Raw genomic sequence first — 14637 nt, 5'->3', positions numbered from 1 at the left:
ACACATGAGCCCGTCGGTGGTGACCGTGGTGATCCTGGCGCTCGCCGTGATCGCGTTCGTGAGTGGACGCATCCCGACGGGACTGGTGGCCGTGGGTGTCAGCCTTGCGCTGCTCGCCACGGGAATCCTCGACCTGCCGCAGGCGTTCGCGGGCTTCTCCGACCCGGCTGTGATCCTCATCGCCTCGTTGTTCGTGGTCTCGGAAGGGCTGGACTCCTCCGGGCTGACCGCGTGGACCGGCCGTCAGCTCGTGCAGCGTGGCGGCGGCGAACCACGCAGGCTCACGATGCTGGTCATGCTGGTGGTCGCCGTCCTCTCGGCACTGATCAGTGTGAACGGCGCAGTGGCGGCTCTGCTCCCGGTGGTGGTGGTCATCGCCTCCCGCATCGCCGTGGCACCCGGCAGGCTCTTGCTCCCGCTGGCGTTCGGGGCGCATGCAGGATCGCTGCTGACGCTGACGGGAAGCCCGGTGAATGTGCTGCTCAGCGAGTACGCCGCCGCGTCCGCCGGACGCCCGTTCGGGTTCTTCGAATTCGCGCTGGTCGGCGTGCCGCTGGTGATCGGAAGCGTGCTGATCGCCGTCCTGTTGGGCCGGCGTCTCATCCCGACACGCTCACCGGCCACGATGACCAAGGACCTGAGCGAACATGCCCGGACGCTCCTCCGCGAGTATCCGAGCGTGGAGTCGGACTCTCTGATCGCCGCGGATGCGGGCGTTGCGGAGGTACTCATCCCGCCGCGGTCCCCGCTCGTCGGTGCGCACGCCTTCCCGGGGATGGTGACCGACAGTGGCGACCTGGTGCTGCTGGCCGTGCACCGCGGGGGAGAGGCGGTGGAGGGCGAGTCGACCCTCGAGGCCGGTGACGTCCTGCTGCTCGAGGGGCGCTGGGAGCACCTCGACGCCAACCTCGCAGACCCCGCCGTGCTCGTGGTGGATCAGCCGGATGCCGTGCGGCGCCAGGCCGCACCCCTGGGGTGGCGTGCGTGGACCGCGCTCGCCATCCTGATCGTCATGGTCGTGCTGCTGGCCACGGGAGTGTTCCCGCCGGCGGTGACCGGACTTCTCGCGGCAGCGGCGATGGTCCTCACCCGCGTCGTGTCGGTCGAGCGCGCCCACCGTTCGATTTCCTGGACCACGCTCCTGCTGGTCGCGGGGATGATCCCCCTGTCGACCGCTATCACCCTGACGGGAACGGCGGCCACGATCGCGACCGGGCTGATCGACCTCGTCGGAGGCGCCGGGCCGACCGCCGTGCTCGCCGCGCTGTGCGTGGTGGCGGCGATCTTCGGCCAGCTCATCAGCAACACGGCCACGGCGCTCATCATCGCCCCGATCGCGGTGTCTGTCGCCGCGACGCTCGACGTGTCCCCGCTGCCGTTCCTGATGGGGATGGCCGTGGTCTGCGCGGCCGCCTTCCTCACCCCGGTCGCCACCCCCGCCAACTTCATGGTGATGGGACCGAGCGGGCTCCGCTTCACGGACTACTGGAAGCTCGGACTGCCGCTGCTGCTGCTCTTCCTGACCGCGGCCATCGGACTGGTTCCGCTCATCTGGCCGTTCTGATCCGCGCCGGCGCGACGGCTGTCTAGCCAGGGGACGCCGCTCGCATTACGGTGTCGCGCACAACGACTCGAGCCTGTTCGTGTGACGCACGCAGCGCTCTGGGAGGCACCATGTCGGTTTCAGCAGAAGACAAGCGTTCAGCCGAGGAGAAGCCGGTCGAGCCCGAAGCTGCTCGCGCCCTCGACCGAGCATTCGACCGGGAGTTGAGGGCGTCGCGGAGTGCGCACCTGCGGGCCTCGCGGCGTGCAGAAGAGGTCGCCCGGACGCTCATCAGCGTCGACGAACGGTTCCTCGAACTGACCACCGCGATCGGGCGGCTGGAGGCTCCGCTCGTGGTGCCGCGGGAGGTCAATCCCACGCCGGGCGAGCTGCACACGTTGAGCCTGACCACCGCCGGAAGCACGGACCGTCTCTTCTTCGCGGGACCTCCGTACGACGAGACGTGGACCACGTTCCAGCCTGCCGGGGCAGCCGGGACCCAGGCTCGCGGCCCCAGCGTGTACAAGCAGCAGGGCAGCATGTTCATCGACCTGATCGAGACCTACGTCGACCGCCCGGTGGCGGAAGGCGGGTGGATGTACGCAGGCGCAGGCCTCGGACTGTGGTTCAAGCCGAAGGCGCCATCCACGTATGTCCGGGTCTCGGGGCTGGTGGACTACGCCTACGACTGGGCCGACAGCTCCAGCCTGCAGGTGGCGCACAACCGCGCGCAGCTCTGCGTGATGGTGCAGCACCGCCGGGGACCGGGCGACATGGAGACGATCCTCGACACCCGGGACCAGCTGTGGAGCGACGGCACCTCCTGGTACGAGGACCACAGCGACAGCGGTGGCGGCTACTGGCCGAACCAGAACTACTTCTGGGGGACGAGCAGTGACTGGTACCTCGTCTGGTTCTGGATGAACGGCGGGATCGACTTCTCGACGAAGGACACGATCGGGTCGAGCAAGGCGTTCCAGACCTGGCACGCCCGGGTGCCGTTCATGGTCTTCGAGGAGTGGGCGTGATCGTCAGTCGCGGGCGAACGCCATCGCTGCCTCCTGTGCGAGATCGACGAACGGCTCGCCGCTGACGTCGACAGCGACGCGCTGTATGGTCCCACCCGTGAAGGGCCACGGAGACTCGCCCGCGTAGTCGGAAGTGACCGGTTCTGCCGTGTCCTTCCCGACGTTGAGACCTTCTCCCGCGATGGAGAACTTGCCCGGCTGGGTCCTGATCGTCGCTGAGCCGACGGCGTCCTTCCCGATGTGGAGCGTGAGCGTGCCCTCCGCAGGCATCGTTCCCGGTGTCATGTCGAAACTGGCGGAGAGGACGACCTGGCCGGTCGGCACGGGACGATCGGATTCGACGATCTGCTCGTCCATTCCGACCCAGTTGTAGACGTACTTCAGCCGGCCGTCCTTGATGTACAACGCGTGGCCGCCGAAGCGCGCACCATGCGAGAACAGCACTCCGGTCGCGTCCGGGCCGTCGATGTCGACCTGCGCGGCGACGGTGTACGAACGGTTACGGATGTTGGGCGCCACCGACTCCGGCACCTCCGAGCCGCCGGGGTAGAAGATGTACCGGTTGCGCGGTTTCGCAATCTGCGGCCGCTCGGTGCCGAGGATCTCCACCGCGTTCCGGTTCTCCAGCGGTAGCGCGTTGTACATGCCGGCCTGAACCCACCACAGCGAGATCAGCTCTTGCAGTAGTTCGGGATGCTCGGCCGCGACATCATTCACCTCGCTCGGGTCCGCGTTCGTGTCGTACAGTTCCCACTGCTGTGCCTCGTAGTCGGCCCACGCGTCGGGTGCCGCGGGGGACACGGCGACCGCCTTCCAGCCGTCTCTCCACAGCGCCCGGGTCCCGCCCATCGAGTAGAACTGCGAGTGCTTGCCGGTGTCGGCCTCAGCATCCGCGAAGGAGGCGTCGAAGGCGACACCCTCGATGGGGTGTTGCGTGTACCCCTTGAGCGTCTCGGGCGGTTCGATGCCGAGGGAGTTGTAGATCGTGGGGACGATGTCGATCGCGTGCGTGTACTGGCGCCGGCTCCCGCGGTCGGTGATCTTCGCGGGCCAGGAGACGATCATCGGGTCCGCCGTGCCGCCTTCGAAGTTGGAGTACCTCTTCCACAGCTTGAACGGGGTGTTGAAGGCCCACGCCCATCCGGTGGGGTAGTGGTTGTAGGTGAGGGGGCTGCCGAGCACGTCGAGGTACTTCAGGTTGTCCTCGATGCGGTCGGGGAGTCCGTTGAACAGCTTGTTCTCATTCACCGAGCCGTTGGGGCCGCCCTCGCCGGAGGAGCCGTTATCGGAGACCAGGACGATCAGCGTGTTGTCCGTCTGTCCACTCTCGTCCAGATAGTCGAGCAGGCGCCCGATCTGGTCGTCGACGTGGCTCAGAAAGCCAGCGTAGACCTCCGCCATCCGGGCGAAGAGCCGCTTCTCGTCGTCGTCCAGCGTGTCCCATGGGCGCACCGTGTCGAGCTCGGGCCAGGGTGTGCCGTTCGAGCTGGTGCGGTCGGCATAGGGGTTGATCGGCGACAGTTCGGCGTTCTCCGGAATCACGCCGAGTGTCTTCTGACGCTGGAAGACCTCCTCGCGGTACGCCTCGTAACCCATGTCGAACTTACCGGCGTAGCGGTCCGCCCACTCCTTCGGCGCGTGGTGCGGAGCGTGCGTGGCGCCGGGACAGAAGTAGAGCAGGAAGGGCTTGTCCGGCGCGACCGCTTTCGCGTCGCGGATGAAGGAAAGGGCCTTGTCGGTGATGTCGACACTGAAGTGATAGCCCTCTTCGGGAGTGGCCGGTTGCTCGACCGGGTGGTTGTCATGCACGAGGTCGGGGTACCACTGGTTCGTCTCGGCGCCGAGGAATCCATAGAACCGCTCGAAGCCGCGGCCCAGCGGCCACTGGCGGCGCACCGACGCCAGATTCATCTCGTCCTCGGGAGTGAGGTGCCATTTGCCCACGGCGTACGTGTTCCAGCCCCGCTCGCCGAGCACCTCGGCGATGTTGCCGCACTCGAACGGAATGTGTCCGCTCGAGTTCGGGAATCCCGCCGCCGCCTCCGTGATGCTGCCCATGCTGTTAGTGGTGTGGTTCCGGCCGGTCAGGAGGCAGGAGCGGGTGGGCGAGCACAGCGCGGTGGTGTGGAAGTTCGTGTAGGTGAGGCCGTTTCCCGCGATGCGGTTGATGTTCGGCGTCTGGATGAGCCCTCCGAACGGTTCCATCGCGGAGAAGCCGACATCGTCGAGCACGATGTAGAGCACGTTGGGCGCGCCGTCCGGTGCTGACGGTTGCGCGTACGGACCCCAGTCCGGGGTCGACTTGGTGATGTCGAGATTGATGACGCCCTTGAACGGAACACCCATTGTGATAACCCCCAGTCGGTTGACGCGCTCATTCTCGCCCGCGCCGGCCCGCGCGCACCAGGGCCGATCGCGGTCATTTTTCAGTCCGGGAAGACGCTGGCCCAGTCGCCCTTCACGCTCACGACCGTGAAGCCCTCGGCGTCCGCGGCTGCGAGCGCATCCTCAGCGCCCTTGTCGTACGGGAGGTCGCCGCGGCCCGTGTCGTCGTCGTGGTGGATGAGCAGACTGAGGCTGAGGGGATGCTTCTGCACGTACTGGAGCATCGGAACGTCGCCATTGGAGTTGCCTACCGCGACGAGCGGCCGCTTCCCGATCCGGCTCCAGATCCGCACCGGCTTCTCCGGCCCGTCGTCGAGGAAACTGAACGTCGAGCCGTAGCGCACCTCGCCGTCCTCGTAGACGAGCCCTACAGCGGAGCCGACGACCCGTTCGGGCGGGATTCCGTAGTTCGCGACGGTCATCGGCCGCATGAAGTCTCTGTCGCCGCCGGAGACGATGTAGCAGGTGAAATCGTTGGCTTCCAGGTACCGCAGAAGCTCCACCATCGGCTGGTAGACCACCCTGCTGTAGGGACGGCCCAGCGTCAGGTGGTGGGCGCTGCGGTAGAACTCGTCGACGGCTTCCTCGTACGCCTCGACGCTCATGCCTGCGGTGAGCTTCAGAAGAGCGCCGACAACCAGGTGAAGGTCGGCGTCGTCGCCGGCGTAATGCTTGTCGATGGCAGAGCCGAGCCACGAGAAGTCCTGAGCGACGACCGACCGGTAGGGCTCGCTCTCCGCCAGCGACGGATCGGCCTGTGCGGCTGCCGCCCACTGTTGGACGATGAAGTGCAGTTGTGTCGGCATGGGCTTCTCGGTCCACAGCGTCCCGTCGTTGTCGAAGACCGCGATGCGCTCCTCGGCAGGGACGTGGTCGGGGCCGTCGCCCACGATGGGCCCGACGAAAGAAAGGATCTCCCGCCGGGTCGACGAGTCGACCCACGATGGCAAGACCCGCGAGCCCGCTTCGGCGTTGATCGGCTTGGAGTTGATCGGCATCAGCTGTCCGGCCGGAAGCCGCTGGTAGCCTCCTCGTAGGTGGTGTGCGGCCGCTTCGGATACGAGAGCGCCGGTGGCGGCACCTCCGTATGCTCCAGCGCCGCCAGAACGAGCTCCTCGACGAGACGGGAAGCGGTCGAATTGCGCCGCCGCGCGATGCGGACGAGCGCTGCATACTCCGCCTCGCCCAGATGCAGCCTCAGCGGGATGCCGCCTGCGGCATGCCCCGGCCCCAGTGTGGTCGCCCCGACGTTCTCCCCGCTCCCCATGAGGGGATTGTCCAACACCGACGGCATCGCGGGAAGACCGCATTTTCGGCAGAGAAATGTGTGTTGCCGAGGTCGCACCGGGAGGTGCATCATGCGGGCGAGCGCTCCATCGGCGGTCGGAAAGGCGGGTCCCATGTCTCAGGTACGGATGACCACAGGCTGGGTCGGCTGGGCGTACTTCGCGTCCATCCTGCTTCTCATCGGTGCGGCCATCGACATCTTCTACGGCATCATGGCGATCGTGGGCCCGAACACCGCCTACTTCATCACCGGCAGCGGAGCCGCCGCGTTCAACGTCGCGGCCTGGGGCTGGTGGTCCCTGATCATCGGCGTCCTGCTGCTGCTCGCCGGGATCTTCCTCATGCGCGGCGCGATGTGGGCCCGCGTCTTCGCCGTCATCATCGCGAGCGTGAATGCCGTGTCGCAATTGATGTCGCTCCCGGCCCAACCGTGGTGGTCCATCGTGATGGTGGCCATCGACGTCCTCGTGATCTACGCCGTCACCGTGCACGGGCGCGAATTGCGCTCCTGACGCTCGTGGCTGGTCGGGAGGAGGAGAGCGAGAAGACCTTTCTCGCTCTTCTCCTGTACCCGGACGACTCCCGTGACGCGTTCAGCGTCCGGCTTCCGCTGGTCGGAGCGCGGCCGCCGGGACTCCTGCGGACGTCGGCGACGTTCGAGGGCGCCCGGGCGGTCGAAGTGTTCCGGCTGGCCGATGCGAGTTCCTGGCCCGAGGTCGCGGCCTTCCTCTACGAGGAGACCCTCCCGGGCACGGTGAAGGACGGGAGCAGGGTCGAGCAGGTGCTCATGCCGGATGACTGACGGCCTCCGGCAGGTCAGCGCACTTTCGCTTATATCCGGCGGATATCAGCTGATTCGTTGCACGGCCAGGTATGCGGCGATCAGCCCTGCGATGGTCCAGCTGACCAGGCTGCCGATGAGGAACTCCTCGGCCTTCGACCCGCGGCGGCCGTCGGCGCTGATCTCGGGGAAGCGCACGATGCCCTTGGCGGCGAGCAACCCCACGATGACGGCTTCTGCGCCGAACAGGGCGAGAGCAACGATCAGGATGCGCTCCAGCGGTCCGATGACACGTCCACCGCGGAGCGCCGTGACGGGGGCGCCACCGTGCTTTCCCGTTTCTGCTGTGTCGGTGTCCTCGACGACGGAGGCCACCTCACGCGCACGGAACTCGACGGTCCAGCGGCGCTGCGGAGCGTCTTCGAGCGGCGCGTCCGTCGACATGGTCCGTCCGAAGGCCGCGCGGCACACCACATTCGCCGTTCGCGTGAGGATGAGCGTCCCGGCCACGGCGGCGACGGCGAGACCGAGCGAGAGGGGGAGGCCGGCGCTCGTCGTGTAGTCGGCGAATGCCCGCGACCAGGCGGCGTCGTCGGCGGTCGGGCGCTCGACGACAACCATCACGGCGATCAGGGGGACGGCCAGGATCGCCGCCGCCAGCAGGGGGAGGTGGCCCCGGCCGCGCAGGAACCGGGACTCCGTCCACAGCCAGGCGAGCCCGCACAGCGCGACGACGACCGCCCAGGCGGGAGGGGTCCCGAGTGCGAGCCACCCGCCGACGGGGATCGCCAGAGCGGCGGCGCAAGCGACTGCGCCGCCGGGCGTCCGCTCGTAAGCGCGCCCGCGAACCCGGCGCCGTCCCGCCAGTCCGATGACGATGTCGATCACCGCAAGGGTGAGGAGCAGTACGGCCGAGATCATGCCGGCTTCACCTCCCGGAAGAGTTCGATGCCCGCTGCGAGAGCGACAGCCCCCGACCGGTGCAGGGTCTGGGAGACAGCGGACTGGGCGATCCGTTCCTCCTGCGCGAGTTCCTTCTGAGTGCGTCCCTCGAGCAGGCCCGCCGCCAGCCGGCGTTCGCGCGCCTTCATTCGTGCGATCGTGTGATCGCGTTGCAGGAAGAGCGCATCCACCGCCGCGGTGAGGGGGGCGTCTTCGGCCACGAGCCAGGTGCGCACGGACGGCTGGCCGCGGTCTTGCCGGTCATGAGCCGTCGTTATCGCCTCGCGTGCACGCCACCACGCCGACCCGTCCTGGATGGTCCCGCCGCCCTGCCCCGGCTCGATCTCGGTCGCTTCCCCGACGCCGAGGCCGAACCGGCAATCGAGCTCATCGGGAAGGGTCAGGAGAACCAGCGCCGTGGCCCCCAGCGCGGAACCGAGATCGGGGTAGCGGGCCTGGAACTCGTCGCCGACGGTGGCCCAGAGCGGCTGCTCGGTGGGGAAACGCCGGTCGGCTCGGGCGAAGACGGCGCGCATGGCATCCTGGGCCTGGGACCTGTTCGCCAGGTTCCGGGAGCCCACGATGTCGGCGATCAGAGCAACGGTGGGAGTCATCGCACCACAATATCGCTTATATCTCGTGAATATAAGCGGTTTTGCGGAAAATCTGCCACACCGACTTGTGCGCTCACCAGTGCGTCCGAATCCAATCGAGCGTCACACCGAAGGCGGTCAGCACCGAAACATGCCCCTCGCGGGGCCGGATCCACAACTCCCCGTGGGGCAGGCCCTCCAGCAGGGCGGCTGCGTGCGGTGCCGGGACGACGCGGTCCGACCCGCCCTGAACCAGCAGAACCGGTGACCGGACGGCCCGGAGCTCGACCCCCCACGGCGACACGTAGGCGAGGTCGTCGTCGGCTTCGCCCGACGGGCCCTCCGCCGACCCCCGGCCGGCGTCGGCTCCCAGCGGACCCCACGCGCCGTTCAGCGCCTCGAAATCGCGCGGCGTGAAAGAGTCGGGATCGAATTCCGCCGTCTCGGCGTACGAGAGTCGTGCTGCACGGCCGGCGAGGGCCGCCTGCAGGCCGCCCGGGGCGACCATCCCCGAGAACCAGTCGGGGGACCCGTCGAAGGGAGCAAGCCCGGCGAGCGTCACGACGGCGGAAGTCCGGTCTCCGGCGAGGGCTGCCAGCGCCAGGGCGTGCGGACCACCGCCGGATGCTCCCGCTGTCGCGAACCGGTCCACGCCCAGGCCATCGAGCACCGTGAGCACGTCGGCGGCCGCATCGGCGACCGACCGTCCCGGCCATGCGTCCGAACCCGGATAGCCGGGCCGCGTCACCGAGACCACCCGGAATCCGCGCGCGGCGGCCTCGTCGGCGACCGGCTCGATCACGGCACCGGTCTGGGGTGTGCCGTGGTGCCAGACCAGGACCGGGGCGTCCGCCCCTCCTCCGGTGTCGAAATAGCGCACCGTGCGGCCGTCGGCGGTCCGAAGGTGCTGCGGTCCGGTCACGGCTGCCAGCCCTCCAGCTCGGCGAGCAGTTCGCGCTTCCGCTCGGGCGACGCGAACGAGGCCTCGATGGAGTTGCGGGCGAACCGTCGAGCCTGCTGCTCGGTCAGCCCGAGCGCATCCCGCACCGCCGTGAAGTTCTGGCCCGCGTAGCCGCCGAAATAGGCCGGGTCGTCCGAGTTGACCGTGACGAGCACGCCCGCGGCGTCCAGCTTCAGCAGGGGATGCTCGCGGAGGTCGGGAGTCGCCTGCAGCCGCAGGTTGGAGAGCGGGCAGACCGTGAGCGGGACGCGCTCTGCGGCCAGCCGAGCGACCAGCTCCGGGTCTTCGATGGACCGGATGCCGTGATCGATCCGTTCCGCGTGCAGGAGGTCGAGCGCCTCCCGGACGTAGGCGGGCGGTCCCTCCTCGCCCGCGTGCGCGACCGCGTGGAGCCCGGCGGCACGCGCGCGGGCGTAGACGCCCTCGAACAGCGACGGCGGGAACCCCACCTCGGCCGAGTCGAGACCGACACCGACGATCCGGTCCGTCCGTGCGAGACCCGCGGTGAGCGCCTCCTCTGCCGACGCGACGGACTGATCGCGCAGGAAGCACAGGATGAGCGCCCCGCTCATCCCCAGGTCGCGCTCGGCCTCGTCGAGGGCGTCGCCGATCCCGTCGACCACCGCGTTGAACGGGACTCCGCGGGCTGTGTGGGCTTGCGGGTCGAAGAACAGTTCCACGTGACGGACGCCCTGGGCGTGCGCCCGGCGGAGGTAGCTGCGCGTCAGCTCGGCGAAGTCGTCGCGTGTGAGCAGTACGGCCATGGTCGCGTAGTAGAGGTCGAGGAACGACTGCAGATCGTCGAAGTCGTACTGGGCCGAGAGCTCGGCGACGGTGGCGAAGGGCAGCTCCACACCGTTCCGCGCGGCGAGTTCGAAGGCGAGTCCGGGCTCCAGGGTGCCCTCGATGTGGAGGTGGAGCTCGGCCTTCGGCAGGGAGAGCAAGGCTTCATCGGTCAGCGCGCCGTGGGTCATGCGTACGATCCTCCCACCGACCTGCGACTCTGCACCGGAGGCGGCGGGCGCGGGGCCTCAGCCGATGCGCAGCAGGATCTTTCCGCGGTGCGCCGACGACTCCATGCGCCGGTGGGCGGCAGCGGCGTCCTCGATGTCGAACACCGAGTCGATGACGGGGTGGACGCGGCCCTCGGCCAGCAGAGGCCAGACATTCTCCCGAACGGCCGCGATGATCGCGGTCCGTTCGGCCAGCGGACGTGCCCGCAGGGTCGTGCCGTGCACGGACGCACGCTTGCGCATCAGCAGGCCCATGTCGACGGACGCCGGTTCGCGATCCCGGACCGCGATCGACAGGATGCGGCCGCCGACGGCCAGGGCGTCGAGGTCGCGGGCGATGTACGCGCCGCCGACGATGTCGAGGACGACGTCGACGCCGCGGCCATCCGTGAACGCGCGGACGGCCTCCACGAAGTCCTGGTCGCGGTAGTTCACCGCCGCGTGCGCTCCGACCTCGCGGCAGAAGGCGGCCTTGTCGTCGCTGCCCGCGGTGGCGATGACGTCGGCTCCGAACGCCCTGCCGAGTTGGATGGCCATGGTACCGATCCCGCTCGACCCGCCGTGGACGAGCAACGCCTCCCCGGCGGAGAGCCGGCCGATGCCGAAGACGTTCGACCAGACCGTCGCGGTGACCTCGGGCAGGCCGGCTGCCTCCACCAGGTCGACCGCATCGGGGACGGGAAGGACGAGCCCGCTGTCGACGGTCACGTACTCGGCATATCCGCCGCCGGGAAGGAGCGCGCAGACCCGGTCGCCCGCACTCCACTCACCGACCTCTGAGCCCACCGCGTCGATCGTTCCCGAGACCTCCAGGCCAGGCCACTCGGGCGCGCCCGGGGGCGACGGGTAGTGACCGCGACGCTGGCTGAGGTCGGCTCCGTTCAGCCCCGCCGCCGCGACGCGGATGCGGACCTCGCGCGCGCCGGGAACCGGATCCGGGCGCTCCTCGAGCCGCAGGACGTCCGCATCTCCCGGATGGGACACGACGACAGCACGCATCAGGAGCGACCAGCGGGCTGCGAGGATCCGGCGCGGTCGGGACGCCGGCCGAGCACATCCCGCACCTTCACCTTGTTGGTGTACTCGATCGAGCCGTACCGGAACAGCCGCACGGCGATCCTGAGCACGACGAACGCGAGCACGAACAACTCGACGATGATGATGATCGCCTGCCACAGCGGCAGGGAGCCGAAGGCGTTCAGGATGAGTGCGGTGATCGGCGCCGTATACGGGAAATAGGCGAGCAGCTGCACGATCGGCGACTGCGGGGAGCTGATCGCGAAGCCGGACGCGTAGAGCGGGATCACGACGGCGAAGATGACAATGGAGAACACCGGCGCAGCATCCTTCGCGGTCGGCATCACCGCCCCGACCGCCACCAGGGTGCCGGTGAACAGGGCGAAGCCGCCGATCAGGATGAGCGTGCCCACGATCATCTTCTGCGGATCGAACACGAGCCCGCTCAGGTCGAGGCTCGGGATCTGCAGCTGATTCCGGAAGAACAGATACCCGATCAGGAGGGGCAGCGCGAACACCGCCAGCTGGATGATCCCGATCGCGAAGAGCGAGATCACCTTGCCCAGCAGCAGGTTGGTCGGGTTGATCGTCGTCAGGATCATCTCCGTGACGCGATTCTCCTTCTCCTCCAGGGTCGAGTTCAGCATCTGGTTGCCGAGGAAGACGATGACGACGAAGAACGCAGCGAGGAAGATCAGCGCGGGCAGGATCGCCTCGAAACCAGGCGCGACCGCGCCGTTCAGGAACGTGGTCGTACTCGACTTCACGTCGCCGCGGAGCACGGAGACGGTGACGGGGTCGTCGAGCTTCTGCTCCACGCTGGCGGACAGCAGCGACTCGGCCACTGCCGAGTACTTGCTGTTCTGGAAGACACCGGCGTCCTCGCCGTAGACGCGGATGGCCTGCTTTGCCGGGTCGGCGGGGTAGTCGAAGTAGGCGGGGGTCCCGCCGATCTGCACCTCCTCGACGCCCTCGGACTCCGATGCGATCTCGGTGCCGCCGTACTGCTTCGCGATCCCCGGATCCACGAGTCCCGACGCGTCGGCGTACAGGAACTCGAACCGGGCGTTCTTCTGCTGATCGGCCGTGTTCGCGGTGGAGACATTGGAGGCGATGATCAGGCCGCCGAGGCCGAAGACGAGGATCGGGAGGATCAGCGTGATCGCCCAGAACCGCCGCTTCGTGATCGTGCGGCGGAACTCGAACCCGATGACGGTGCTCAGATTGTGACGAGCCACGGTCAGTCCTCCTGGCTCTCGGCGCCGTAGACCTCGACGAAGATGTCGTCGAGGGATTTGCGGGTCGGGGCGAAACGCGACACGCGCACGCCCGCATCCACGAGGTCGCGCAGGATGCTCGCAGTGTCCGCACCATCGACCAGCTCCAGCTGTGCGCGACCTGAAGCGTCGGACAGGATCCGGTACGCAGGGGACGCGGGGATCGCCCCGTCGTGGTCGATGTGGATGATCGTGCCGCCGAACTGCTCCTGCACCTGCTCGACGGTTCCGTAGGCGCGCGCCATGCCGTCCTTCAACAGGATCACGCGATCGCAGAGGCGCTCGACCTCCTCCATCTGGTGGGTCACCATCATCACCGTCGAGCCGGCGCGCTTCTGGTCGTCGATGATGTCCATCAGCAGGCGTCGGTTGACGGGGTCGAAGCCCTTGGTCGGCTCGTCGAGGATGAGCAGCTCGGGATCGTTCATGATCGTCACGCCCAGCTGCACCTTCTGCTGCTGACCGCCGGAGAGCTTGTCGAGCCGGACCTTCTCTTTGTCGCCGATGCCGACGCGTTCGAGGTACGTGCGGGACCAGGTGCGCGCCTTTTCGGCGCCCAGCCCCTTGAGCCGCCCGAAGTAGACCATCACGTCGATCACGGACTCCTTCTTGTAGAGGCCGCGCTCCTCGGGCAGGTAGCCGAGCCGCTCGCCGGCCTCCGGGCTGAAGGGCCGCCCGTCGATGTGCAGCACGCCGGCGGTCGGCTGGTAGATACCCAGCAGGGCCCGGATCGTGGTCGTCTTCCCGGAGCCGTTGCTGCCGAGGAAGCCGAAGGTCTCGCCGCGTTCGATATCGAACGAGAGGTCGCGGATCACGGTCGTGCGGCCGAAGTCCATCCGGAAGTTCTGGATGTGGACCAGAGCTTCAGCGGTCGTCGTCGCCGTCTGTTCGCTCATGCCAGTGCCTCGATGAGGGCCGAGTGGATGGCGCCGTTGGAGGCGAGAGCGGACCCGTTGCCGGGGCCGGGGGAGCCGTCCACCGAGGTAAAGGTGCCGCCCGCCTCCTCGACGATCGGGATGAGCGCGGCGAGATCGTAGGTCTTGACGCCGAACTCGCCCACGGCATCCACGAGCCCCTCGGCCAGGAGCATGTACGACCACATGTCGCCGTACGCCCGGTCGCGCCAGACGCGTCGGGTCAGGGCGACGAGGCGATCCAGGTAGCCAGCCTCATCCCACTGGGCGATGCTCTGGAAGCTCAGCGAGGCGTGGTCGAGGTCGGAGACTCCGGAGACGCGGAGCGGACGTGGTTCGGCGCCCGGAGCGTCGGTCGTCCAGGCGCCGCTGCCCGCCGCCGCCCACCAGCGGCGGCCGAGCGCGGGCGAGCTGACCACGCCGACGCGAGGCACGCCGTCGAGGGCGAGGGAGATGAGCGTGCCCCAGACCGGCACGCCACGGAGGTAGTTGGCCGTCCCGTCGATCGGGTCGACGATCCACTGGCGGGCGGTGTCGCCCTCGGTGCCGTACTCCTCGCCGAGGATGCCGTCGTCCGGCCGCTCCGTGGCGAGGAGGTCGCGGATCGCCCGCTCGACGGCGAGGTCGGCCTCGGTCACCGGCGAGCGGTCGGGTTTGGTCTCCACATGGAGGTCGCGGTCGCGGAACCGGCTCGACGAGATCCGGTCGGCCGTGTCGGCGAGACGCAGGGCGAGTTCGAGGTCGGCAGCGAGAGGCTGCGGGGCTGCGAAGTCGGTCACAGGGTCGAGCCTAGCGGCGCCCTTGGCGGCCAGGCACGTGTGCACCTCGGCGAGCTGACGACCTCTGCTGAGCCCTTGTTGCCGGTGGTCCGCTCCCAATACGCTCACGGTAACCCG

At 68.4% G+C, this 14637-nt stretch carries 15 protein-coding genes; 4 read left to right on the top strand and 11 right to left on the bottom strand.

Going from position 1 to position 14637, the window contains the following annotated elements:
• The first annotated feature begins 4 nt into the window (after positions 1–4).
• Positions 5–1564, top strand: a complete 1560-nt coding sequence (locus tag P3F85_RS09500; protein ID WP_374007008.1) for an SLC13 family permease — start codon at positions 5–7, stop codon at positions 1562–1564.
• Positions 1565–1674: 110 nt separating this feature from the next.
• A complete protein-coding gene (locus tag P3F85_RS09495; protein WP_374007007.1) occupies positions 1675–2571 on the top strand; it encodes a hypothetical protein in 897 nt (298 codons plus the stop codon).
• A gap of 3 nt (positions 2572–2574) precedes the next feature.
• Here the strand turns inward: P3F85_RS09495 and P3F85_RS09490 are convergent, their stop codons facing one another.
• The 3 genes from P3F85_RS09490 to P3F85_RS09480 form a co-directional block, all read right to left on the bottom strand.
• A complete protein-coding gene (locus P3F85_RS09490; protein ID WP_374007005.1) occupies positions 2575–4917 on the bottom strand; it encodes an arylsulfatase in 2343 nt (780 codons plus the stop codon).
• Positions 4918–4997: 80 nt separating this feature from the next.
• A complete protein-coding gene (locus P3F85_RS09485; protein WP_374007004.1) occupies positions 4998–5954 on the bottom strand; it encodes an HAD family hydrolase in 957 nt (318 codons plus the stop codon).
• Complete coding sequence (locus P3F85_RS09480) at positions 5954–6223, bottom strand: hypothetical protein (RefSeq protein ID WP_374007003.1); 270 nt, start codon at positions 6221–6223, stop codon at positions 5954–5956. The genes P3F85_RS09485 and P3F85_RS09480 overlap by 1 nt, the downstream gene beginning before the upstream one ends.
• Positions 6224–6356: 133 nt before the next feature.
• Here P3F85_RS09480 and P3F85_RS09475 point away from each other — a divergent pair, with 133 nt between their 5' ends.
• Positions 6357–6755: a hypothetical protein gene (locus P3F85_RS09475; RefSeq protein WP_374007001.1), complete on the top strand. Its 399-nt coding sequence runs from the start codon at positions 6357–6359 to the stop codon at positions 6753–6755.
• Between the two features lie 5 nt (positions 6756–6760).
• Positions 6761–7045 (top strand): hypothetical protein, encoded by a 285-nt coding sequence (locus tag P3F85_RS09470; RefSeq protein ID WP_374007000.1) that lies wholly within the window; start codon positions 6761–6763, stop codon positions 7043–7045.
• A 45-nt stretch (positions 7046–7090) separates the two neighbouring features.
• On the opposite strand, the gene P3F85_RS09465 is transcribed toward P3F85_RS09470, so the two are convergent.
• The 8 genes from P3F85_RS09465 to P3F85_RS09430 form a co-directional block, all read right to left on the bottom strand.
• Complete coding sequence (locus tag P3F85_RS09465) at positions 7091–7945, bottom strand: hypothetical protein (protein ID WP_374006999.1); 855 nt, start codon at positions 7943–7945, stop codon at positions 7091–7093.
• On the bottom strand, positions 7942–8580 hold the full coding sequence (locus tag P3F85_RS09460) for a SatD family protein (protein ID WP_374006998.1): 639 nt from the start codon (positions 8578–8580) through the stop codon (positions 7942–7944). The genes P3F85_RS09465 and P3F85_RS09460 overlap by 4 nt, the downstream gene beginning before the upstream one ends.
• Positions 8581–8653: 73 nt before the next feature.
• Complete coding sequence (locus P3F85_RS09455) at positions 8654–9481, bottom strand: alpha/beta fold hydrolase (RefSeq protein WP_374006996.1); 828 nt, start codon at positions 9479–9481, stop codon at positions 8654–8656.
• Complete coding sequence (locus tag P3F85_RS09450) at positions 9478–10494, bottom strand: adenosine deaminase (protein ID WP_374006994.1); 1017 nt, start codon at positions 10492–10494, stop codon at positions 9478–9480. Before P3F85_RS09450 ends, P3F85_RS09455 begins: the two co-directional genes overlap by 4 nt.
• A gap of 57 nt (positions 10495–10551) precedes the next feature.
• Positions 10552–11532, bottom strand: a complete 981-nt coding sequence (locus P3F85_RS09445) for an NAD(P)H-quinone oxidoreductase (protein WP_374006993.1) — start codon at positions 11530–11532, stop codon at positions 10552–10554.
• Positions 11532–12788: an ABC transporter permease gene (locus P3F85_RS09440; protein WP_374006992.1), complete on the bottom strand. Its 1257-nt coding sequence runs from the start codon at positions 12786–12788 to the stop codon at positions 11532–11534. The genes P3F85_RS09445 and P3F85_RS09440 overlap by 1 nt, the downstream gene beginning before the upstream one ends.
• Positions 12789–12790: 2 nt before the next feature.
• Positions 12791–13723, bottom strand: a complete 933-nt coding sequence (locus P3F85_RS09435; RefSeq protein ID WP_374006990.1) for an ABC transporter ATP-binding protein — start codon at positions 13721–13723, stop codon at positions 12791–12793.
• The gene (locus tag P3F85_RS09430) at positions 13720–14520 is read right to left on the bottom strand and encodes an inositol monophosphatase family protein (RefSeq protein ID WP_374006988.1); all 801 of its coding nucleotides are present in this window, start codon (positions 14518–14520) and stop codon (positions 13720–13722) included. Before P3F85_RS09430 ends, P3F85_RS09435 begins: the two co-directional genes overlap by 4 nt.
• Positions 14521–14637: the final 117 nt, after the last annotated feature.

It is taken from the genome of Leifsonia sp. T36S-04 (assembly GCF_042465655.1).
GTDB lineage: Bacteria > Actinomycetota > Actinomycetes > Actinomycetales > Microbacteriaceae > Leifsonia.
This window is presented reverse-complemented; position numbering and strand designations above follow the sequence as displayed.